Annotated in this window: 18 protein-coding genes; 8 read left to right on the plus strand and 10 right to left on the minus strand. The window is 54.5% G+C overall.

Going from position 1 to position 23,124, the window contains the following annotated elements; genetic code table 11:
- Positions 1–12 precede the first annotated feature (12 nt).
- Entirely contained in the window at positions 13–657 is a 645-nt protein-coding gene (locus DYU11_RS03705) for a thioredoxin family protein (RefSeq protein WP_119666273.1), read from the minus strand.
- Between the two features lie 261 nt (positions 658–918).
- On the opposite strand from DYU11_RS03705, the gene DYU11_RS03710 reads away from it, so the two are divergent.
- The 4 genes from DYU11_RS03710 (at position 919) to DYU11_RS03725 (ending at position 7,270) form a co-directional block, all read left to right on the plus strand.
- Positions 919–1,530 carry a TetR/AcrR family transcriptional regulator gene (locus DYU11_RS03710; RefSeq protein WP_119666274.1) on the plus strand — a complete coding sequence of 204 codons (612 nt, stop codon included), beginning with the start codon at positions 919–921 and terminating at the stop codon, positions 1,528–1,530.
- Positions 1,531–1,589: 59 nt separating this feature from the next.
- The gene (locus tag DYU11_RS03715; protein ID WP_119666275.1) at positions 1,590–2,972 is read left to right on the plus strand and encodes a TolC family protein; all 1,383 of its coding nucleotides are present in this window, start codon (positions 1,590–1,592) and stop codon (positions 2,970–2,972) included.
- 48 nt (positions 2,973–3,020) lie between these two features.
- Positions 3,021–4,085, plus strand: a complete 1,065-nt coding sequence (locus tag DYU11_RS03720) for an efflux RND transporter periplasmic adaptor subunit (RefSeq protein WP_119666276.1) — start codon at positions 3,021–3,023, stop codon at positions 4,083–4,085.
- Between the two features lie 104 nt (positions 4,086–4,189).
- The gene (locus DYU11_RS03725) at positions 4,190–7,270 is read left to right on the plus strand and encodes an efflux RND transporter permease subunit (protein ID WP_119666277.1); all 3,081 of its coding nucleotides are present in this window, start codon (positions 4,190–4,192) and stop codon (positions 7,268–7,270) included.
- Between the two features lie 207 nt (positions 7,271–7,477).
- Here DYU11_RS03725 and DYU11_RS03730 read toward each other — a convergent pair whose 3' ends face one another.
- The 3 genes from DYU11_RS03730 to DYU11_RS03740 all read right to left on the minus strand — a co-directional run bounded on the left by DYU11_RS03730 (position 7,478) and on the right by DYU11_RS03740 (position 11,063).
- Complete coding sequence (locus tag DYU11_RS03730; protein ID WP_119666278.1) at positions 7,478–8,761, minus strand: hypothetical protein; 1,284 nt, start codon at positions 8,759–8,761, stop codon at positions 7,478–7,480.
- A gap of 60 nt (positions 8,762–8,821) precedes the next feature.
- Entirely contained in the window at positions 8,822–9,985 is a 1,164-nt protein-coding gene (locus tag DYU11_RS03735) for an AIR synthase related protein (protein WP_119666703.1), read from the minus strand.
- Positions 9,986–10,070: 85 nt separating this feature from the next.
- On the minus strand, positions 10,071–11,063 hold the full coding sequence (locus tag DYU11_RS03740) for a Gfo/Idh/MocA family protein (protein ID WP_119666279.1): 993 nt from the start codon (positions 11,061–11,063) through the stop codon (positions 10,071–10,073).
- A gap of 94 nt (positions 11,064–11,157) precedes the next feature.
- Here DYU11_RS03740 and DYU11_RS03745 point away from each other — a divergent pair, with 94 nt between their 5' ends.
- A complete protein-coding gene (locus tag DYU11_RS03745; protein ID WP_119666280.1) occupies positions 11,158–11,967 on the plus strand; it encodes a DUF481 domain-containing protein in 810 nt (269 codons plus the stop codon).
- Positions 11,968–11,976: 9 nt separating this feature from the next.
- Here the strand turns inward: DYU11_RS03745 and DYU11_RS03750 are convergent, their stop codons facing one another.
- Entirely contained in the window at positions 11,977–12,777 is an 801-nt protein-coding gene (locus DYU11_RS03750) for a LysM peptidoglycan-binding domain-containing protein (RefSeq protein WP_119666281.1), read from the minus strand.
- Between the two features lie 5 nt (positions 12,778–12,782).
- The gene (gene purE / locus DYU11_RS03755; RefSeq protein WP_119666282.1) at positions 12,783–13,274 is read right to left on the minus strand and encodes a 5-(carboxyamino)imidazole ribonucleotide mutase; all 492 of its coding nucleotides are present in this window, start codon (positions 13,272–13,274) and stop codon (positions 12,783–12,785) included.
- 253 nt (positions 13,275–13,527) lie between these two features.
- Between purE and DYU11_RS03760 the strand changes: the two genes are divergently transcribed.
- Positions 13,528–17,559 (plus strand): S8 family serine peptidase, encoded by a 4,032-nt coding sequence (locus DYU11_RS03760; RefSeq protein WP_119666283.1) that lies wholly within the window; start codon positions 13,528–13,530, stop codon positions 17,557–17,559.
- 463 nt (positions 17,560–18,022) lie between these two features.
- On the opposite strand, the gene DYU11_RS03765 is transcribed toward DYU11_RS03760, so the two are convergent.
- Positions 18,023–18,826: a polysaccharide deacetylase family protein gene (locus tag DYU11_RS03765; RefSeq protein WP_119666284.1), complete on the minus strand. Its 804-nt coding sequence runs from the start codon at positions 18,824–18,826 to the stop codon at positions 18,023–18,025.
- Positions 18,827–19,000: 174 nt separating this feature from the next.
- On the opposite strand from DYU11_RS03765, the gene DYU11_RS32935 reads away from it, so the two are divergent.
- Positions 19,001–19,336 carry a hypothetical protein gene (locus DYU11_RS32935; protein WP_147367879.1) on the plus strand — a complete coding sequence of 112 codons (336 nt, stop codon included), beginning with the start codon at positions 19,001–19,003 and terminating at the stop codon, positions 19,334–19,336.
- Positions 19,337–19,418: 82 nt separating this feature from the next.
- On the opposite strand, the gene prfA is transcribed toward DYU11_RS32935, so the two are convergent.
- Positions 19,419–20,492, minus strand: a complete 1,074-nt coding sequence (prfA, locus tag DYU11_RS03775) for a peptide chain release factor 1 (RefSeq protein ID WP_119666286.1) — start codon at positions 20,490–20,492, stop codon at positions 19,419–19,421.
- Between the two features lie 184 nt (positions 20,493–20,676).
- Here prfA and DYU11_RS03780 point away from each other — a divergent pair, with 184 nt between their 5' ends.
- A complete protein-coding gene (locus tag DYU11_RS03780; RefSeq protein WP_119666287.1) occupies positions 20,677–21,258 on the plus strand; it encodes a hypothetical protein in 582 nt (193 codons plus the stop codon).
- Here the strand turns inward: DYU11_RS03780 and mnmH are convergent, their stop codons facing one another.
- Together mnmH and DYU11_RS03790 are read right to left on the minus strand one after the other, a co-directional pair.
- Positions 21,259–22,305: a tRNA 2-selenouridine(34) synthase MnmH gene (mnmH, locus tag DYU11_RS03785; protein ID WP_119666288.1), complete on the minus strand. Its 1,047-nt coding sequence runs from the start codon at positions 22,303–22,305 to the stop codon at positions 21,259–21,261. It abuts the gene before it with no gap.
- A gap of 55 nt (positions 22,306–22,360) precedes the next feature.
- Positions 22,361–23,080: a pyridoxine 5'-phosphate synthase gene (locus tag DYU11_RS03790; protein WP_119666289.1), complete on the minus strand. Its 720-nt coding sequence runs from the start codon at positions 23,078–23,080 to the stop codon at positions 22,361–22,363.
- Between the last annotated feature and the right edge of the window lie 44 nt (positions 23,081–23,124).

Consider the following 23,124-nt stretch of genomic DNA (forward strand, 5'->3'; position numbering starts at 1 on the left):
ACAATAGGTATCTTACAGTCCCTTCCACTTAATCATGCAGCCAATAGGCCTGGTAACCGGTGTCTGAACCGGGCGACCAGCCAGCAGATTCCCGACGGCCTCTTCTACATACCGGCGCTGCACACTACCAGCGTCCTGTGGACTGTCGTCAATTGTCCCCATGTACTGTAGCGTGAACTGCCCGTTTGTCTGCTTCAGCACAAAAATCTGTGGGGTCCGTGTAGCACCGAACGCATGAGCCACCGCCTGGGTTTCGTCAATGGCGTAAGCAAACGTGTACCCCTTATCACGGGCGCGGGTTTTCATTCGGTCGAACGAATCATCCTCATACGCGGCCGGGTCGTTCGGCATAATAGCCAGCACAGGGTAGCCCTGAGAAGCAAATCGTCGGTCAAGTGCCAGAACCCGATCCTCATACGCTTTGGAAAAAGGGCAATGGTTGCTCGTGAACACAAGGATAAGACCCTTCTGGCTCCGGTAATCGCCCAGCCCGATACTACGATCATCCGTGGTCTTAAGCCGAAAGTCAGCCACAGGATCACCGATGGCATACCCTTTAGGCGACTGGGCATGAAGCAATGGAGCAACGAGCCAGCCTATAAGGGCCAGTAGAGTTGCACCAGTTGCCAGCGAGTTTATGCGTAGTAGCTTTTGCATGTATTACTTAGATAACGAATATACCGGAAAGATTAATCAGTTGTACAAAGACTTGATACGTATCGCCGTGAATACCCACCGAGTCAGCCAACACCTTTATTTTCAAATCTAAAAGTCGTTTGTCAGGTATAAATCGAATAACTAACCAGATTCTCATTTTAAAGCTCACAACTACCGTTTAATCAATTATCAGACTCTATTTATAAACACCTCTTGCAAACTAAACACTGTTCAGTATATTTGTACTGTTAACTTTGAGTCATGGGAATTGTAGAACGGAAGGAACGGGAACGAGAGGAGATGCGGAAGCTCATTCTGGGAGCAGCCCAGAGGCTATTCATCGCCAACGGCTACGAAAAAGTAAGTATCCGAAACATTGCCGATGAAATTGAATACAGCCCGGCTACGATCTACCTTTATTTTAAGGACAAGAACGAACTGTTATACGCCCTGCACCGGCTGGGATTTCAAAAAATGGTTGACGAGTTTCAGCCTATTCTGACGCTTACAGATCCGTTTGAGAAGCTGGTCGCCATGGGTCGGGCTTATATACAGTTTGCAATAGACAACCCGGAGTTGTTCGATCTTATGTTTATCATGACGGCTCCGATGGAAACGCTGGAAAAACAAGACTGGGAAGAAGGGGATCGGGCTTTCAACCTGCTGATGCTGGTGGTTCAGGAGTGTATTGATGCCAACGTTTTTCGTAAGCAGGATCCGCAGGTGGCTGCTATGATGATCTGGAGCAGCATTCATGGGTATACAGCTCTGTTTCTGCGCAAACGGATGCACATGTTTCCCGAGTGTGACCGTCAGCAGATCATGGAGGATGCCTTTCAGCTTTTTTGCGATACAATACGTCGTGGCCTCTGAGGAGGGGCCACTTTTTTTTACCACATCACTAAACACTGTTCATAAACTAATAAACGATCATGAAAACAGTCTTAACAATTGTTCATTGGCTGGGTTTCGTTTTTCTGCTGGTCCTGATCGCTCAGGCCAGTTTTGCTCAGCCCCGGTCAGCTATTTTAGATCGCTACATTGGCGAAGGCCTTTCGAATAACCTGGCCCTCCGGCAGGAGAAACTGGAGATCAGTCGCGTATCCGAGTCGTTAAATCAAGCCCGGTCGCTGTTTTATCCCCGCGTAGCCTTTAATCCAACGTACTCGGTGGCCGCCGGGGGTCGGCGGCTCGAATTTCCGGTCGGCGATCTGCTGAATCCGGCCTACCGCACCCTGAATCAGTTAACCGGCGTTGATCGCTTTCCGACAAACATTGCGAACGTCAACGAGTTGCTGGCTCCGCACAATTTTCATGATACGAAGGTTTCTGTCTCCTACGCTATTTTCAACACGGATATTCAATACAACTACCTAATCAACAAACAACTGGTATCAGCCCAGGAAGCTCGCAGGCGCGTGGTCGAGAATGAGCTGCGGTACAACATCGCTACGGCCTATTACCAGTACCTTCAAACGCTCGACGCCATCCGAGTCTTTGACAATTCGCGAAAAGTGCTCAGCGAACTGACCCGGCTCAACGAAAAACTGGTCAACAACAACGTAGCGACGAAAGAGGTCGTTACGTCGGCCCGGTACGAGGTCAGCAAGCTGGATCAGCAACTGGCCGTAGCGGAGAAAAATCGCGAAACGGCCCGGGCTTATTTCAATTTTCTGCTCAACCGCGACCTGACCAACAGCATCGACGTTGACTCATCGCTGACGCGCATTCTGCCCGAGTCGAAGGAAAACCTCACCGACTTACAGCAAACGGCCCTCCGCGGGCGGCAGGAACTGGCCCAATTGGGCGGTTCGCTGCGGGCGGCTCAAACGGCGGTCAAACTGAACGAAGCGAACGCCAGAATTCCGAATCTGTACGTAGGCGGCTCCATGGGTTTCCAGGGCTTTGGGTATTCATTAGCGAATCAGGCCTATGTCGTAGCGCAGATTGGTTTGCAGTGGGATCTGTTTCGGGGTTACGAAAAACGCTCAAAAATTCAGCAGGCTAAAATTCAGACCGATGTCCTGCAAACCCGGCTGGCAGAGGTTCAGCGCCAGATCCAGCTTCAGGTGCTGCAAGCCTACTACGACCTCGACGCGGCTACCGAAAGCCTGGCAGCTACGCAAAGTGGCCTGGTCAATGCCGATCAGACATTCCGGACGATCGACAGTAAATACCGCAACGGGCAGGCGCTGCTGATCGAGTTCCTGCGCTACCAGAACGACCGGCTGACGGCCGAACTGCAGCTGTCGCTGGCCCGCATGGACGTACTGGTGAAACGGGCCGCCCTCGACCGCGCCGTGGCCGTGCAATAAGCCACGCCAATCAATTTTTGACATTCCTCATTAATCAACTTTTCAACCATGAAATTAAAACACATGTTTGCCTCCCTCCTGCTGGCCGTTGTTGTATGGGCCTGCAGCAGCAAAGCCGAGTCCGAACGGGGCTCAGCAAACCAATCCACTACGGCCGATGAATCGGTCATCCCCGTGAAACTCACGAAAGTAACTACTGTGGTGCGGGCAGAACCCGTAACGGCTTCTGGTCTTGTTTCGTCGGCCGAAGAAGCGCGTCTGTCGTTCAAGGTTGGCGGCATTATCAACAAGCTGTACGTCGACGAAGGGCAGTTTGTCCGCAAAGGGCAGTTGCTGGCTACGCTCGACCTCACCGAAATTAACGCGCAGGTAAGTCAGGCCCAACTGGCTACCGAAAAAGCGGAGCGTGACCTCGACCGCGTAAAAGCTCTTTACGCCGACACGGCCGCTACACTCGAACAACTCCAGAACGCTACCACCGGCCAGAACGTAGCCACCCAAAACCTGACCATTGCGCAGTTCAACCGGTCCTACGCCCAGATTCGCTCGACGGTCGACGGTACCGTAATACGTAAACTCATGAACGAAGGCGAGTTTGCCTCAGCAGGAGCGGGCGTTTTCCAGATTTCGTCGAACCGCCCCGGCGACTGGGTCGTTCGGGTCGGCGTGTCGGACAAGGACTGGGCGCGGCTGCGGCTGGGCAACCGCGCCAGTATCATCCTCGATGCTTACCCCGATCACACGTTTACGGGCACTATCAGTGAACTGGCGCAGGCAGCCGATCCGATGAACAAGCTGTATGAAGTGGAGGTACGCATCAATCCGGGACGCGTGAAGATGGCTCCGAGTTTATTTGCCAAAGTAACGCTGCAGCCTGCTCAGAGCCGGTCGTACGCAGTGATACCAGTCGAAGCGATTGTGGAAGGCAACGGTAAAGACGGCTTTGTATATACCCTCGCCGACGACCGGAAGCACGTCCGGAAGATACCCGTACAGATTGGTTTCCTCGACGGCGGCAAGGTATTGCTGACCAACGGCCTGAGCAACGTAACGGAAATCGTTACGGCCGGGTCGGCTTTTCTGACTGAGCAATCGACCGTCATTCTCAACTAATTGTCGCTGAATGCGCAGATTGACCCAGTTTGGTTTACTAAGTCAGTAAATTTTAGTAAGCCAACGGTACTGATTTGTGTGATCGGTGGCTATCCCTTACAGCCATGAACCTCTCCGAATTTTCCGTTAAAAACTGGCAGTTTATGCTGGTGCTGTTTATCGGCGTCGCTGCGCTGGGCATCAACTCGCTGCTGAATATGCCCCGGGGCGAAGACCCTGAATTTACGGCTCCTCAGTTTGCTGTCGTTTTTGTTTATCCCGGCACCGACGCGCTGGATATGGAAGAACTGGTCGTTGACCCGGCCGAAAAACGCTTTAACGAGCTCGACAACGTTAAACACCTCATTACCGACATCAACGACGGCGTGGCGGTGCTCCAGGTTGAATACGAATACAGCCAGGACCCGGACGAGAAGTATCAGGAAGTGGTCCGGGAGGTCAACGCCCTTCGGAATGAACTACCGCAGGACATCTTCAACATCGAAATCCGGAAGTTTTCGCCCTCGGATGTGAACATCGTTCAGGTTGCTTTGCAATCGGAAGTGGCGTCGGATAAGGAACTCGGCAACTACGCCGAATCGCTGAAGGAACGGCTGGAGAAAGTGACCAGTCTCAAGAACGTAAAAGACTGGGGCTATCCGGCGGGCATTGTGCGGGTGTCGCTGAACATCGAGAAAATGGCGCAGGAAGGCATCCCGACCAATCGCGTCATCGGTGCACTGCAAGCCGAAAACCTGAATATTCCCGGTGGCAGCATCCAGGCGGGCAGTCGAAAATTTAACGTCAAAACCTCCGGCGACTACCAATCGCTCGATGAAATCCGTAACACCATCGTTTCGACCAACGGTCAGAAAATTGTCTACCTCCGCGACATTGCCGACGTGGATTTCAACCTCGAAGATGAAACGCACATCACCCGGCTCGACGGTCACCGGTCGGTACTGATTACGGCCGGGCAGAAAATGGGCGAGAACATCGATAAGGTTGGTCAGCAGATAAACCCAATTATTGACGACTTCGCCAAAAAACTGCCGCCCCACATCAAACTCGTTAAAAACTTCGACCAGGCCGCCAGCGTTGGTAAGCGGCTGTCGCGGTTTGCCAAGGACTTCGGGATCGCCATCCTGCTGGTATCGCTGACCTTGCTGCCGCTGGGTTTCCGGGCGGCTGTGGTCGTCATGATTTCCATTCCGCTGTCGCTGGCCATTGGTCTTACCCTCCTCAACTTCGCCGGTTTCAGCATCAATCAGTTAAGTATCGTGGGCCTGATTGTCGCGCTGGGAATTCTGGTCGACGACTCCATTGTAGTGGTCGAAAATATTGAGCGATACCTGCGCGAAGGGTATTCAAAACGCGAAGCCGCCATCAAAGCCACCCGGCAAATCACCCTGGCCGTCATTGGCTGTACTACAGCACTCGTTCTGGCTTTTTTGCCGCTGCTGTTCCTGCCCGAGGGCTCCGGCGATTTCATTCGTTCGCTGCCGATGGGCGTCGTACTCACCGTACTGGCCTCGCTTGTCGTATCGCTCACCATCGTGCCGTTCCTGTCGTCGCGGCTGCTGAAAGAAGAGCACAACCCCCAGGGCAATATTTTCATGCGTGCCCTGAAGCGGCTCATCAGTGGGTCGTATAGCCGCCTGCTCAATACCGCCCTGCAACGGCCGGTCGTTGCTCTGCTGGTAGCCGGTGCTATCTTCGCAGGTGCGCTGTCGCTGGTGCCGCAGGTTGGCTTTGGCCTCTTCCCGGCTTCCGAAAAACCGCAGTTTCTGATCAACATCGAAACACCCGAAGGTAGCAGCCTGCAGGAAACCAACCGCGTTGCGCGCTACGTCGAAGGCGAACTGAAGCGCGAACCAGCCATCAGGCACTTCACCACCAACGTTGGCAAAGGAAACCCGCGTATCTACTACAACATCATCCAACGAAGCGAATCGGCCAATTTCTCGCAGTTTTTTGTGCAGCTGGCAGATATGTCCCCCGTTGAGAAACGCGCCCTGATCGACAAATACCGGGAGCGGTTCAGATATTACCCCAACGCCAGAATTGAGGTGAAAGACTTTGAACAGGGGCCGGCTCAGGAGGCCCCGATTGCCATCCGGATTTTCGGCGAAAACCTCGATACGCTCCGGACAGTGGCCGCCCGAGTTGAAACGGTACTGAAGCAGACACCCGGCCTGATCTACGTCAATAACCCGCTCGCGAACCGAAAAACCGATCTGCGCATCAAGATCAACAAAGAAAAGGCCGGGCTACTGGGTTTATCGATTGCCGATGTTAACCGCACTATCCGGCTGGCCGTGGCTGGGCTGAACGTTGGTACGTTCAAGAACGACGCTGAAGACGACGATTACGCGATCAACGTAACGTTGCCTAAGGGCCGCGTATCGGATCAGTCTGTACTGAATAACCTGTACGTCAATACCGTAACGGGCGGGGCCGTACCCCTACGACAGGTTGCCGACATCCAGTTTGAAACCGGCACCAGCCTGATCCGGCACTACGACAAAGACCGGTACGTCAGCGTGACGGGCTTTGTCAAAACCGGCTACCTGGTCGATAACGTGTACAACGACGTTCTGAAGCAACTCGACGCCATGAAGTTTCCGGCTGGTTTCCGCTACAAAGCGGCCGGTGAACTGGAAAGCCGGGAGCAGTCGTTCGGGGGGTTGGGGACCATCATCATGATTACGGTGTTCGGCTTCCTGGCGGTGCTGATTCTGGAGTTTGGTACGATTAAGAGTACGCTGATTGTCTTGTCGGTTATTCCGCTGGGTATCATCGGAGCCATTGTTGCCCTGCTCCTGACGGGTAATCCCTTCTCGTTCGTAGCGGTTATCGGCCTGATTGCACTCATCGGTATTGAAGTCAAAAACTCCATCCTGCTGGTTGATTTTACAAACCAGCTTCGCGAACAGGGTATGCCGCTGGTTGATGCGATCAAAGAAGCTGGAGAGGTCCGATTCGTTCCCATTGTCCTGACGTCTCTTACGGCCATTGGCGGCCTGATTCCGCTGGCTGTTGAAGGCAATCCACTGTATTCCCCATTAGCGTGGGTGTTGATTGGCGGACTGATTTCGAGCACAATCCTTTCCCGGATCGTAACGCCGGTGTTGTACAAGCTGCTGCCTCCCCGGGTGGAGGTAAAAGCCCCGGCCGAAGAAGAAATCGAGCCGGCGCTAGCTTAGTGTTACTTTAGCATAGCTGTATCCTCACCCCAAATCCCTGAAGGGACTTGGCGCTGCTGAGCCAAGCATTTGAAATGGCGGAGCTAAGCCTCTTCAGGGAGTTAGGGTAAAGCGCAGTAGTAAATTGAAGCTAGCTTAGGCCCAAACGTCAACAGCCCCGGTTTGCAAGTTGTGTTGCAAACCGGGGCTGTCAATTTTGTAATCGCGTTATCGCACTACGACCTTTCGAACCAGCCGGGTAGCGCCCTGCTGGGCACGAAGCAGATAAACACCGGGCGCTAATCCTTGTGCAGGCGTCAACAACAACGATTGATCGGCCTGCGGCTCTGCCCGAACGGCCAGTTCCTGCCCGGTCAGGGTGGTGAGATGATATATAGCGTTTGTCAGATTTCGCGATACCAGTTGAATCGCGTTACGATCGACCGGATTACCCCTCAGCTCAAAAGAAGGCGTTTCATCATCCATGACGGCCGCTACAATCTTACTGTACTGCATAGACCCGTCGGTATCAACTTGCCTGAGCCGGTAGTAATTGTTTCCGGTGAGGGGCGATTCATCGGTTAGCCCGTAATACTGCCGCTGGTCGGTGGTTCCTTTGGCAGCGACCTCCCCGACCGTTGTATATTCCTTCAGATCACTGCTACGTTCAACAACGAACCGAGCGGCATCACGCTCGGAGGTTGTAGACCAGGCCAGTTGCACGTGTTTTCCGGCCGGCTTAGCCGTAAACGAGACGAGTTCGACAGGGAGCGTTCCGGAGATGTCGCGCATAAGCAGGGTACCGATCTGCACAACACCAATACCGTTGTTGATTCTGAATTTGAAATTATTGATGTTTTGGGTAGGTGTTATAACAGGCTGGTCATTAAAAACTTTTGTAGTGCCAACCCAAACATCATACGTATCGTCGGCTAGGGATTCCATTGCCCCCGTGGGCGAAACATACTTGACATTATTGCTTCCTGTATTGTTCATGGCAAACGTAATGGTCTGCCGACCCGAGAAAGAAGCGCTATTGGTGCCCCCACCCCCGGCGGGTATCGTCCGTACCTGAAACTGTCCTGATGTGGTGCTTGAAAAATTAAAGCCTATGCGGGCATACGTTTCGGCGTTACTAGGATTCTGAGGCCCCGAATTAAAGGCGCTCCCAACGTAGAAAATGACAGCGCTGGTACCAGTTGCGGTTAAGTCGTTCGAAATCACTTCGAAACTAAACTGGACATGCAACGAAGTAGGTGGCCCGGCGAAATTGGTTGATCGGGACATATGCCCGGTTCCGCTGTCCGTTGGCCGGGTAAACTGCACAGCGTTATTTGTAATGGTAGCGCTCAGTCCTGCTAATCCGTTAAACTGACCCGTGTTGGGCGACGTACTAACGTAATCGCTGGTATTGCCTCCAGCAGAAAAGTTTTGCTGGAAGTAGGTTGTCTGCGCTTTTGACAAGCAAAAGGTACTTGTAACGAATGCAATGAAGAGGTACAGCTTTTTCATCGGTGGGGCGTTTTCTATTTCGCCCGCAAGCTACGGTTTCATGAAAGGCCCTTCATTAAATCAAAATGAAAATGTGCCCATTTCACTTTCTATAGTTACCCGCTTCCCTTCGTAGGCTTCGACGTGGCCAATTACCTGCGCTTCAATAGAGAATGAGCCGGCAATCTCAATGACACGCTGAGCATACGCTTCGGGCAGGTAAATTTCCAGCCGGTGTCCCATGTTGAAGACTTTGTACATTTCCTGCCAGCTTGTTCCGCTCTCCTGCTGAATAAGCCGGAACAGGGGCGGTACCGGAAACAGATTGTTCTTGATCACGTGCAGGTCGTCGATGAAGTGCAGCACTTTTGTTTGCGCCCCGCCCGAGCAATGTACCATCCCATGAATGTGTGGCCGAAGCTCATCCAGCAGCACTTTGGCAACGGGCGCATACGTCCGCGTGGGCGACAGCACCAGTTGACCTACGTTCAGGCCGGTACCCTCCACCGGATCAGTCAGCTGTTTTGACCCACTGTAGATCAGAGAACGGTCGACAGCCGGATCGAAGCTCTCGGCATATTTCTCGGCCAGGTAATGCGCCAGTACGTCGTGGCGGGCCGAGGTAAGGCCGTTGCTGCCCATCCCGCCGTTGTATCTGGTTTCGTAGGTCGCCTGCCCGAACGACGCCAGTCCAACCACCACATCGCCGGCCTGAATCCGGTCGTTGCTGATGACCTGATCGCGACGCATCCGGGCAATCACGGTGCTGTCGACAATCACCGTCCGCACCAGATCACCGACATCGGCGGTTTCGCCACCCGTGCTGTAGATAGCAATACCGTGTTCCCGGAGCATGGCCAGTACGTCTTCCGTTCCAGCGATAATTTCGCCGATAACTTCGCCAGGAACGAGCCCCTTGTTTCGTCCGATGGTCGACGAGAGCAGCATCGGGCCGGTAGCGCCTACGCAGATCAGGTCATCGGTATTCATCACAACCGCATCCTGCGCAATGCCCCGCCAGACCGACAGATCGCCCGTTTCGCGCCAGTATAGGTAAGCCAGCGACGATTTGGTACCGGCTCCATCGGCGTGCATGATCGTGCAGAAATCAGGATCACCCGCCAGCGTATCGGGAACAATCTTGCAGAAGGCTTTGGGGAAAAGGCCTTTATCGAGTTGGGCAATGGCACGGTGAACGTCTTCTTTCTGCGACGAAACTCCGCGCTGGGCATAGCGGTCAGTCATCATCCGGGAACGGGCGGGGCCCGTATGGTTAAAAGCCACAAAAGTAGGGATTGTCCTCGCCAAACGATAACCCCGGCTGCTATTTCTATTGGTACTCGTACGTAATACCGGCCTCAGCGCGGGCGGCATCGAGCAGTTCCATCAGGTTCAGGCTATCTTCGAGCGACCAGACTGGACTTTCCGTCAGGCCGTCGCGCAGGCAGTCAACAACGTGCTGTGCTTCGTAGGCGTAGCCGAATGTATTGCGGTCGAAGGTCAGCGTGCGGGGCTCTTCCTCTCCGCTTTTGACAGTCACGCTTCGCGTATCCTGAAAACGGCTGTGCAGTTTAATATATCCGTTATCGCCGTAGATCACGGCCGCCGTTTCGGTTTGGGCAATCAGGGTGCTATCCAGCAGGGCAAGTTGCCCCTCCGGGTATGTCAACACCATGCCACACTGCTCATCAACGCCGGTTGTTCCAAACGTTGCCGATGCTTTCAACGTAGCGGGTTTTCCCAAAACAAGGTACGCCAGAAACAGTGGGTAGATGCCGATATCCAGCAGGGCGCCACCACCCAGCGCCTTGTTAAACAGCCGTCGTTCGGGCAGGAACGGTGCTTTGAACCCAAAGTCGGCCTTCACGGACGTGACCTTGCCGATAGCACCCGATTCAATCAGTTCCAGTGCCGACACGATGCCCGGCATAAAACGGCTCCACAGGGCTTCCATCAGGAATACCTTTCGGGAACGCGCCGTGTCGACCATATCACGTACCTGCGCCAGATTCATCGCAAACGGTTTTTCGCCCAGCACGGCAATGCCGCCATGAAGGCACATCAGCGCGTTTTCGTGGTGCTGCACGTGCGGAGTGGCAATGTACACAACGTCCAGGTCGGGCAGACTCAGCAGGCCATCGTACGTACTGAACTGATGCGGAATGGCGTACTGCGCGGCAAATTCAGCGGCTCGTTCTGCCGAAGTCGATGCAACGGCATACAGCTCCACTTCGCCCGTCGTTATTCCCGGCAGCGTCAGCAAATCCTGCACAAACTTATGGGCAATCCGACCGGCCCCTAAAATACCCCAGCGAATAGGCATGATCCTGAGTGGTTAGTATGTCTGCTTACTATGCGGGTGGCAACTTACGGCATTTTTCCCCTATTTGCCAGCCAGTATCCGTTAGCAGTACGTTATGAAGGTTCTTTCGTTTTTACTTTGTCTCTGGTGCTTTGTGCATGTCGCTTCGGCTCAGATTGTTGAACAGCCGGACCCATTGCGTCCCTCTACCCCTACCCCCGACAGCACAGCCACCGATTCGCTTACCAATCCCGCAGTTGCGCCGGTGACGCCTATTTTTCGGTACCGCCTGACCGCCGACGGTACCGTTACGGCCGGGAACGTAACACGTACCCTGCTGCAACTCAGCAGCGCCATCGACTACGAACTCAGCCGCCAGATTAAGCTGTCGACTACGCCCTCGTTTGTGTTTGGCAAGCAGAACGGAATCCTGGCCGAACGCGAATGGCTCGGCGACCTGCGGTCTACGTTCCGGTACGAAGACCGGCTCTACTACCTGGCGTTCGGGTCGTTTGAGCGGAGTAACCTGCGCCGGATTCTGAAACGGTGGACGGCCGCGGCCGGGGTTGGCTACAAGCTGATTAACCGCAAACGGGCTTACCTGTCCATCACGAACGTTATTTTGCAGGAACGTACCGACTTTGCGGAGTTGAACGACATCAACATTTTCCGGAATTCGGCCCGACTATTTGGGGAATATACCTTTGGCGGAGACCGCTGGACAGTTACCCACACGGCGTTTTATCAGCCCGCTCTGGGCCGGCGCAACATCCGCTGGAATGCTACGCTGAGCGTTCAGGTAAAGCTGTCGGCGCTACTGAGCCTGCGTTCTACCGTGGCCAATGCCTACGAGAGCGTAGTCGTACCGGGCCGGAAAAACAATGATTTTCGGCTCACCGGCGGATTTGTTTTTGAGAAGAAATAGCCCGGGCGATTATTGCTTGTCGGGGTAGGGAATGATCAGCTTTTCGCCCCGGGCTGCGAAGTCCTTGGTTTTGCCGTTGGCCCGCATCAGGGCTTCCTTGCTGACCCCGTACTTCTGCGCCACTACCCGCAGTACGTCGCCAGGCCCAACGGTATGAACAGCCATTGCCTTAACCTTGAGCCTCGTCACGCCTGCTTTCACATCCGTTTCCGATACGTTCGGATTCAGTTCTTTCAGCGTGCTGACTTTCATATTGTATCGACTGGCTACCCCGTAAAAAGTTTCGCCGGCACCAACCGTGTGCGACGTAGCGACACCACCGGGTTTGATCTTCGGCTTCTCGGCAACCGGCTCCTCTTTCTTCTCGGCGGGTTTCTCCGCTTTTGGTTTCTCTTCTTTCGGTCGCTCCTCGGTTTTTTCGGCCTTGGGCTTTTCGTCGGGCTTCACCGTTGCAGCCGCCTTTGCGGTGGTGGTTTCACGGTTGGCTTCGGCGATGTCTTCGGCTGTGGCTACCGGCGCTTCGGCGGGTGGTTCGGCTTGCGACAGATCGACCGGAACCGGCTGCGACGACGTATCGACTTCTTCGGGTGCCATCAGCATTTCCTGCTCATTCTGCATAGCCAGGGGCTGCTGCGTGGTATCGAGCGCTACGTTGGTTAGCTCTTCGGAGCCGTTTGTATCATCGGCAATGTACTCATAGCCAATGTACAGCAAAGCCGCAATCAGGCCAACCAGCACAACCAGCGTAATAGCGGGCAGCGTTGATGTTCCGGTTGAACGTGAGTCAGAAGTTCGTTTTTCGGCTTCCATGTAGTTTATAGGTTAGGGGTAGCAGTTAGCTGACGACTCATCTCCGCTACTTTATCTTTAAGCTCTTCCTTGTATTGCAGTAGTTTCCGGGCCACGGCTTCGTCAGACGTGCCAACGATCTGAGCGGCCAGAATACCGGCATTACGTGCCCCATTCAACGCAACCGTAGCGACGGGTACACCGGCCGGCATTTGCAGAATAGACAGCACCGAATCCCAGCCATCGATGGAGTTGCTTGATTTGACCGGTACACCGATCACGGGCAGGATTGTCAGGGACGCCACCATACCCGGCAGATGAGCCGCCCCACCCGCCCCGGCGATGATAACTTTGAGGCCCCGGTCGCGAGCTGACTTGCCGTAATCGACCATTTTTTCGGGCGTGCGATGCGCAGAAACTATATCCATTTCCCAGGCTACGCCCAGCTCGGTCAGGATGTCGGCGGCCTCCTGCATGACGCTGCGGTCGGAGAGGCTACCCATGATAATGCCTACCATTCGATCTGGTAACTATGACTATATGCGAAATAACGCAGTTTACCGCATAGTTTGGTGGAGGTACCCCAAAAATTATTCAAAAAAACCGGAATTGAACCCTACTCAAACGCCAGAGTTACTGCTTTTTTAGCAACGGTCGTCTAACTGACCAGACCCGTCGCTAATTGCCTGACTTTTATCGCCCAATCAGCTATTTATCTGGCTCATTTCGTACATTCGTTGTCGGGTTAGAATCCAACCTGCCCTCTGTATTATGCAACGATGTGTACCCTTATTCATTGGTCTGCTTCTAGGGCTTCCGGCTGCACTCAACGCGCAGCCCCTGCCGCAGTACAGCGCCCGTGAAAAAGCGCAGATAAACACGCTTCAACAAACAATTCAACGGTATCGGAACGCAAACTACCAGCGGGCAGTTGAACTGGCCCGGCAACGAAACCGCCTGATCGAAGAACGTCGCCCCGATGGTACCACGCTGAAACTGAGGGGCGTCAGTCCCCACGGCGAACTCCTCTACGACGCTACGCACAGCACAACCCGGGCGGGCCAGAGCACCCGGACATCAGCCCTGTACGAAGGTGGTACGTTAGGCGTCGCTTTATCGGGCAAAACCCTCGCCGGCAAACTGGGCATCTGGGACGGCGGTAAGGTGCTGGATACGCACGTTGAGTTCAACGACAGTGAATCAGGCAGCCGCGTAGCGCAGGCCGATAATGCCAGCAGCAGCGACGTTCACGCCACCCACGTGGCCGGTATCCTGATAGCCGCCGGTAAAAATACGCAGGTGAAAGGTATGGCTTTCGGGGCCGATCTCAGGGCGTATGACTTCAACAACGACGATGCTGAGATGGTAGCGGCCGCCCCTAACCTGCTGGTCTCAAACCATTCGTATGGCGCTCAAGCCGGCTGGATTTTCAACTCAAGCCGGTTGGGAGCGGCTCAGTGGGAATGGTGGGGCGACACGGCTATCAGCGCTACGGACGATTACAAATTTGGCTTCTACAACGAAGACGCCCGAAGCTGGGATCAGATCGCTCAAAATGCCCCCTACTACCTGATTGTCAAGTCGGCCGGCAACAGCCACGGCAGCAATGGCCCCGTTTCGGGCCAGCCGCATTACCTCGTCAGCCGACGGACGATCAGCTACAATCCGCGAAAAGACCAGGACGGTTACGACCAGATCAGTACGTATGGCTGTGCTAAAAATATCCTGACCGTCGGAGCCATCAGCACGCTGTCGTTTGGATACAATCAGCCGTCGGATGTGGCTATTTCATCGTTCAGCAGTTGGGGCCCAACCGACGACGGCCGGATCAAGCCGGATATTGTCGGCGTTGGGGTAAGCGTACTGTCGACGAGCGCCAATGGCAATTCGGCCTACACAACCCTGAGCGGTACGTCCATGTCGTCGCCGAACGTAGCAGGGTCGCTGTTTCTGCTTCAGGAGCTGTTTTCGCAGCGGAACAACGGTCGGTTCATGCGCTCGTCTACCCTGAAAGCACTGGCTATCCACACGGCCGACGAAGCCGGTGATGCCCCCGGCCCGGATTACCGCAACGGCTGGGGCCTGCTCAACGACGAAAAAGCGGGTCGGGTCATTCTGAACACGGATGCCAGCCACCTGATTGATGAACGGACGCTGAATCAGGGCGAGACGTATACGTTGCCGGTGGTGGCTTCGGGCCGTGGACCGCTGGTTGTAACGATCTGCTGGACCGACCCGGCCGGGACGGTCGCTTCTGCCACATTGAACGACCGGACAATTAAACTGGTCAACGATCTCGACATCCGCGTCAGCGATGGCAAACAGCCCATTCTGCCCTGGATACTGAATCCTGAGCAGCCAAACCAGGCCGCGACCCGTGGCGACAATATCCGCGATAACGTAGAGCAGATTATCATCGACAATCCAACGCCAGGAAAAAGTTATACCCTTACCATTGGTCACAAAGGTACGTTGCAGGGCGGCAAACAGGACCTTGCGCTGCTCGTTAGCGGCATCGGCGGCAAAGCCTATTGCGCAGTCGCCCCCAACGCGACCGGTAGCCGGATTGACCGGGTTCAATTCAGCAACGTAGATCAGCGAGGGCCGGAAAACTGCACAACTTACGGTGATTTTCTGCAAACCATAGCCAGTGTTCAGGCCGGTCAGCAACTACCCCTTTCTCTGACGCTCGGTACTTGCGGTCAAGCCCGAAACGTTGTTGTAAAAGCTTTTGCCGACTGGAATCTGGACGGCGATTTTGACGACGCCGACGAAACTCTGGCAACATCGGGGGTCCTGAACGGTTCGGCTCCGTTCACGAGTGCAGTAACCGTTCCATCGTCGGTGCAAACCGGGCAGTTTATCCGGCTTCGTTTAGTATCTGCCGATACCGACAACCCGGGTGCCGTAAGCGCCTGCGGTTCAGTGGCCAGCGGGCAGATTCAGGAGTATCTGTTGCGGGTAGTACAAACCGCCAACGACGTAGGCGCTGTGGCGCTGGTTTCGCCCGAAGCCAGTTTTTGCGGCCAGACAAACTCTGACGTATCAGTTGCCGTGCGAATCCGGAATTTTGGAACGGCCGAACAGCGGAATGTTCCCGTTACGGTTCGCATCACCAACGCCCAGAATACCGAAGTGACCAGCCTGACGGGTACGGTTGGATCGGTGGCCGCCTTTCGTGAGAGCGTCCTGACCCTGAGAGTTCCGGCCACCACTCCCCTGGTTGCCGGGCAGACGTACCGGTTTACGGTTACAACCAGCCTTAGTCCCGACCAGAACAACACCAATAATACGTTCACTGACATCCGGACTACCGCAGCAGCTCCCAGCAACGGTCAGTTTACGGTAACCCGCTGCGGCAGCGACACGGCCTTCGTGCTCAGCAACACCGGCGGAGGTACGGCTTTCTGGTACGATGCCGCTACAGGCAGTAATTTACTCGGGGCCGGCAATCGGGTCGGGATTCGGCAGCTACCGGCCAGCGGGCAGTTTTATGCCGTGCTGAACGACTTTGGCGGAACAATTGGCCCGGTCGACAAAAAGGCGTTCGGGGGTGGTTCGTACGCCGGCAACTTTGGCCCGGCTCCTCTCCTCTCGACGCAGGTACCGCTCCTGCTTGAAAGTGCCCGCCTGTACATCGGATCGGCCGGCCGCCTGACGTTTACGGTCCGTCGCTATGACGAAACGGTGGTGTCGAGCGTTACGCTGGACGTGGTGCCTACGCGCAACCAAAGTTTGACGGCCACCTCCAACGGGCAGTTGGTCGATGATCCCGACGACCCAGGTGCTGAGTACCCGCTCAACCTACGGATTCCGTCGGCTGGAGAGTATAAAATTACGGTTGACTACGAAGCGGGTGCATCCATTTTCCGTAGCAACGTGGGCGTCAATGGGTTTCCGTACCGCCTGACTACCAGCAACGGTACCCCAATCGTGACCATAAAAGGCGCGTTGTTCAATACCGGCACGGGCATCGATACGCTCAAGAGCGCCTGGTACTATTTCTATAACCTGCGGGTTCGCTCGCTTGATTGCCCGGCACCTCAGCGCGTAGCCGTAGCCGTCGGCCAGGGTGCGTTGACAACCGCGTCAATCACGGCCAACGGTTCAACAACCATCTGTCAGGGAGCCAACGTAACCCTTCAGGCCAACACCGGCGAAGGCCTGTCCTACCAGTGGCTTCGTGAAGGACGGGCCATATCGGGAGCTACCGGCAGCACGCTGCGAGCCACTACGTCGGGCAGCTATGCTGTACAGGTAGCCGGCAGTTGTTTGCCTGTTACGTCCACAGCCGTAGCGGTGTCGGTACGTACACCCCAGACGCCCACCATTACGGTCGATGGCTTCACACTGGTATCTAACGCTACGGTGGGCAATCAGTGGTTCCTAGATGGGGTTCCTATTCCGGGGGCAACCGCTCAAACCTACGTAGTTGTGCAGACAGGACGTTATTCCGTTCGGGGTAATGTCAATGGATGTGGCGAAAGCATTTCCAACGAAGTGTACCTGGCGATTCTGGCAACGGAACCCGATGCCGAAAGCGGCTCCCTGACGGTGTATCCAAACCCAGCCACCAATCAGGTGACCGTAACGTTTTCAACCCCAACCGTCCTGAAACAGCCACCCACACTCCAACTGATTGACAGCCGGGGCAGCCTGATCCGAACCGCGCCCCTGCAACGGGATGGTACAGTTTACGCCACCCAGCTATCGGTAGCTGACTTACCCGGCGGTACCTTCTTCGTGACCGTACAAACGGCACCAGATCAGCCTGTTCAGGTGAAGCGCCTTCGGAAACAGTAGCCGTTTCAGTCAAATACGGCACAGGCTTACAGGTGGTCGTTTAACGTGGGTTACAAATGGTAAGCAATCAGCCTGGTAGTGAGTTATGAGTAACTCGCGTCAGAATTAACAATTATCAGTAATTGACTTTAGTTTATACGATCAGGCCCGGCACTTCCACCAAATGGCAGTGCCGGGCTTTCAGTTTCCCTAAAAACAAAACAACCCACCATCAGTGATGGGGGCTGTCTGATTTACTCAACGTTATGAAAAATCTTATATCGTGTTTTGGCTACTGGTAAACGGTGGGACCGGAAAGCCTACTACTAAATCGATCGTTATTGGTCTAAAACCTTATTACAAAGATATAGCTGCTTTCCCCACCAGAGATTGAAAATATATTAAAAAAGTGACAGGAAAAATTAAAACTAGCTAAAAATAATTGTTTAACCAAACGCGTAAGCCGGTATCGCCGGTCAGGTCTTTATTGCCTGGCTTGCTGAACCCTTATGAATTCAGCGACGTCGACCATCGGGGCTATCCAAATATCTTTTTCGTGCTGCTTCAGATAAGTCAGCAATTGGCGATGCGCGGGCAGCGAAACGTTTAGGCTGTGCCCACCTCCTACGCCGTGAAACAGAAATACCAATACGCCCTGCTTCGCTTCGGCCTGCTTAACCTGCGCAATCAGTTCCTCACCCGATTGGCCGTTTACCATGAAGCTATTGATGTTGTAGAGGTCAACTTTGTCGGCACCGGTTATCGCTGGAGATACACCTCTTGCGCCAACAAACGAGTTTTTCATTCCGTCGATATAGGGAACCCCGCCGATTTTGGTATCTCCGCAGGGATAAGCAAAGGTTCGCCTGGTTTTTCCATCAATGGCCGTCAGCACCGTATTCATTGTCCGGATATCATCGGTTATTCGGCGCAGCGTGTACTTTGTCAAATCATAGTCCGGTTTCACAAACTCGCGGCCGGGCCGACCACCTTCGCAGGGGTGTGTCATCGTGTGGTTGCCTAACTCGTGGCCGGTTGCGGCCGCTGACCGCCAGGCCGGAATCTGCGCCTGTAGACCACCAAAATCAGTAATGTAGAACGTTGCCTTCAGGCCAAGTACGTTCAGGGCCGGAATGGCCTTGGTGATGTGCTCAGTCAACGCATCGTCGTAGGTCAGCACAACCGCACACTTCCTGCCCTTCCAGGGCGTGTTGTTTTGTGCTGTAGCCGTAATGACAAGAGTAATAAACAGGCCTAGCAGCAACGTTCCGTTCTTCAAGATAGTCATACTCTGTCAAAAGCTCTTAAACGTCATAATCTCATCTTTATGCCCTGAACAGGGGTTGTAACTACTCCCACCCCAGGCTTCTACATCCAAATCCACTATTTTGATAATCAATACGCAACGGTTTATGCATTTATAGAATCCTTACCATCATACAGATAAAACCTTACCTGATTTATGAAGACATTCGGTATACTGCTCCTCTGTCTGACTCTACGTTGCGGTCTGGCAAACGCTCAGTCAGTAAGGCCCACGCCGAGGCAACCAACCCTGTCCGACTCGACGCGTCGCCCTCAACCACCGATATTACCCATGGGTACGGAGTTCTACCGAAACGCGGGAGATCCTGCCAACGTAGTCCGGGCTGAACTGGATAATATGCCCATTAAAACTCCGGATCTGTCCCAGCAGTACAAAATGCCGAATCCGTACAACCGGCACCCCAGTCTGCCGGGCGATCAGAAGGACTTACTGCCAAAAAATTTACAAATACCGTCTCCCAAACGAAGATAACTTTACCCATCAACGTCATACAAGCGCAACGCCCGGCTTTATTACAAGACCGGGCGTTGTTCGTAATGTATAACTAGGTTGATCAAGCCGTCGCGCCTTCTTTCAGGCGTTCGGCGTTTTCGGCAATACGCAGCTGTTCAATAAATTCGTCGATGTCGCCATCCATGACGGCCGACAGGTTGTAGACCGTCAGGCCAATCCGGTGATCGGTTACGCGGCTCTGCGGGTAGTTGTACGTCCGGATCTTGTCGGACCGGTCGCCACTGCCCACCATCGTTTTGCGTTGCGAGGCAATGGCGTCGTTGTGTTTCTGCAATTCAATCTCGTAGAGCCGGGAACGGAGTACCGTCAGGGCTTTGTCGAAATTTTTCAACTGCGAGCGTTCATCCTGACACTGCACAACCAGCCCCGTCGGAATGTGGGTAAGCCGAACGGCCGAGTACGTCGTGTTAACCGACTGTCCACCGGCCCCGGACGAGCAGAACGTATCCTTCCGAATGTCGTTCATATTCAGTTCTACGTCTACTTCCTCGGCTTCGGGCAGGACTGCCACACTGGCTGCCGACGTATGAATCCGGCCCTGGGTTTCGGTGGCGGGCACGCGCTGCACCCGGTGAACACCTGACTCAAACTTCAGTTTGCCATACACGTCTTCTCCCTCCACCTCAGCAATGATTTCTTTGTAGCCGCCCGACGTCCCTTCGGTATAATCCACCAGCGACATCCGCCAGCCCATCCGGTCGCAGAAACGCTGGTACATCCGGAACAGATCACCGGCAAAAATGGCCGCTTCGTCGCCCCCGGTACCGCCCCGAATTTCGAGGATGACGTTCTTGCTGTCGTTCGGGTCTTTCGGAATGAGCATCTCCTTGAGCGCTTCCTCCAGCGTTTCCCGGCGGGGCATCAACTCGTCCAGTTCCGCTTTGGCCAGTTCGCGAAAATCCTCGTCTTTCTCCGTTGCAATGATTTTTTTGGCATTATCGATCTCTTCCAGCAGTTGGGTAAAGGCCCGGTACTGAACAACGATCTTTTCTAAATCTTTATATTCTTTGCTCAACTTCATGAACCGCTTCTGGTCGGATACGACCTCAGGCTGCACAATCTGCTGCGCAACCTCATCGAAGCGTTCACGAATGGCTTCTAACTGATCAAGCATAATTGTAGGGACGTTAGATACTGGACGTTAGAACCGCTTAACGTAAAAACAAGCCTACCGCCACGTAAAAGCAAAATTACGAAATTTCGGCCAGTTGGCAGTTTCCTTGTCGAATGTGCAACCAAGCGGCAGACCCAACTGTTTTTCACCTAACAACCCATCTTCAGCCATCAGGCTTTCAGGTATGAATCGTTTTGGTTTGCTTTCCTTATTTCTTGTATTTGTCGGTTTGTCGTGCAATCCCGAGCGGGTGCAGTATACGAAAGAGTTAAAGCAGGAAATGGCCGACATGAAAATAAAGCGGGTCACGAACGCCGACCTGGTATCGACGGTCGATAACCTGGGGGCTAAAATCACCGCTGTAGCCCAGCGTGAACTGGCCGATCAACTGGCAAAAACAACCGATCCGGCCAGGCAGGCAGCATTCTGTGCGTTGCAGAACCTGCCAAAAACACAGGCAATCGCCAAGAACTACGGGCTAACTATTCAGTTGCTGGGCGAGGCAGATGTGCAGAACAAGGCCCTGAGTCCGAAGGAGCGCGAGGTTCTGGATGCGTATCTGTACAATGCCGAACAGAACCTGCCCCAAATTTCCAACATCCAGAAGATCAACGATACGTTGTTCATCTACAACAACCCCATACCGGAAAGCAATCCGATTTGTCAGACTTGCTTTGGCAATCAGAAAGAAAAACTAGCGGTCTGGCGGCTGGCGTTCAGCAAGCGGGAGGTGATTCGCCGGATAAATTCCAAAAAGAAGACCTAGCTACCGGGCAGGTACGTCGTGTAGCTCGTTCGCCCAGGCGATGAGTCGTCCGGCCGTGTCGGCGGGGCAATCGGTCGTGACGACCTGCGGGTAAACCAGGGTCTGATCGCGCTGCGAAAGCCCATGCAGGTAGGCTTTATCGTAGTACGCCAGTGTCAGGTCGGCTACGTGTACATAGTCGCCCTGAGCGAGCGCATCGAGCGCCTGCTGCGTAGTCTGACTCCCAAGCCGTTTGCGGATGCGTTCGGTGGCCTCGACCAGCAGGTTATGGTCAATGCCCGCGTATTCCTGCACAAGCCGCTGGACGCGTACTGGTTTCGGTACGTCGACAAAAGCGACCGGCGCTTTCCGCATCTGGAGCCAGAGCGGTAAGGGTATAAAGCACGTACCGACGTTGCGGCTTTCGTCCTCAAGCCAGATCCGCCGGGCCGGATCGAGGGTGCGCCACTGCTGATAAATCAGGTTTTCGAACTGTTCGCTGCTCGGTTGAGGAGGCTGCCCAATGGCCCCGTACGACGATCCTTTGTGATGAGCCAATCCTTCGAGATCGACCACCTGTTCGCCCTGGCGGGCCAGTTCTTTCAGGATGTCGGTTTTGCCACTGCCGGTTTTGCCACCGAGGATAATCAGTTGCCGCGGTTCGGTTAGGGCGTCCAGCACCGCATTCCGGTACGTTTTATAGCCCCCAACCAGCGTCGAAGCCGTCAGACCGGCGGTGTCCAGCAGCCACGCAAAGCTCCCGCTCCGCATACCGCCCCGCCAGCAGTGAACGAGCACCTCGCCCGCAGGGGGCTTCAGCTTTTTTGTCTCTTTAACAAAACCGGCCAGTTTTGGCCCTACCAGATCGAGACCCAGCAGCACGGCCGCATCTTTCCCCGCCTGCTTGTAGCGGGTGCCGACCAGCGCCCGCTCGTCGTTATCAAACAGCGGAATATTGACCGCCCCCGGAATGTGGGCATGGGCAAACTCGCCCGGCGACCGTACGTCGATGACCGGCAGCGATTGGGCCTTTCCTAAAAATTCATCTATTGTCAACTGGCGTACCATGCCACGGATGTCGCGAATTAGATAATCAATTTACGCAATAAATCGGCGAAACCGGCTAGGCTATCATCAATTCCCGCAAATACATCTGAATGGTGTTCTCCAGGCCGAAATACAGGGCATCGCAGATCAGCGCATGACCGATCGAGACTTCCAGCAAACCGGGAACACGCTCGGCAAAGTACCGCAGATTGTCCAGGCTCAGGTCATGGCCGGCGTTGAGGCCCAGCCCCACAGCCTGCGCCCGTTCAGCAGCCCGGATAAACGGGGCAATGGCCCCCTCCTGATCGTCACTAAAATGAGCCGCGTAGGGCTCTGTGTACAGCTCGATCCGGTCGGTTCCCACCGCTTTGGCCCCTTCGATCATCCGCTCGTCGGCATCAACGAAGATTGATACACGAATTCCATCGGCTTTGAACGTATCGACCAGACGGCGCAGATGGTCGGCGTGCCGAATGGTGTCCCAGCCGGCGTTGGACGTAATGGCGTCGGGCGCGTCAGGAACAAGCGTTACCTGTTCCGGCCGGACGCGTCTGACCAGTTCAATGAAGCGGTCGTCGGGATTGCCCTCAATGTTAAACTCCGTTGTAACAACCTCCTTCAGATCCAGCACATCCTGATAACGAATATGGCGCTCGTCGGGCCGGGGATGAACCGTGATGCCCTGCGCTCCGAAGCGTTCGCAGTCCTGCGCTACTTTGATCAGGTTTGGGTTGTTGCCGCCCCGGGCGTTACGGATGGTAGCCACTTTATTGATATTAACACTGAGTCGGGTCATTTTAGTAAAGAAAGAAAGAGCGAATGAGTGAAAGAGCGAAAGGC

Origin of the sequence: Fibrisoma montanum (assembly GCF_003583365.1) — a bacterium.
Lineage (GTDB): Bacteria > Bacteroidota > Bacteroidia > Cytophagales > Spirosomataceae > Fibrisoma > Fibrisoma montanum.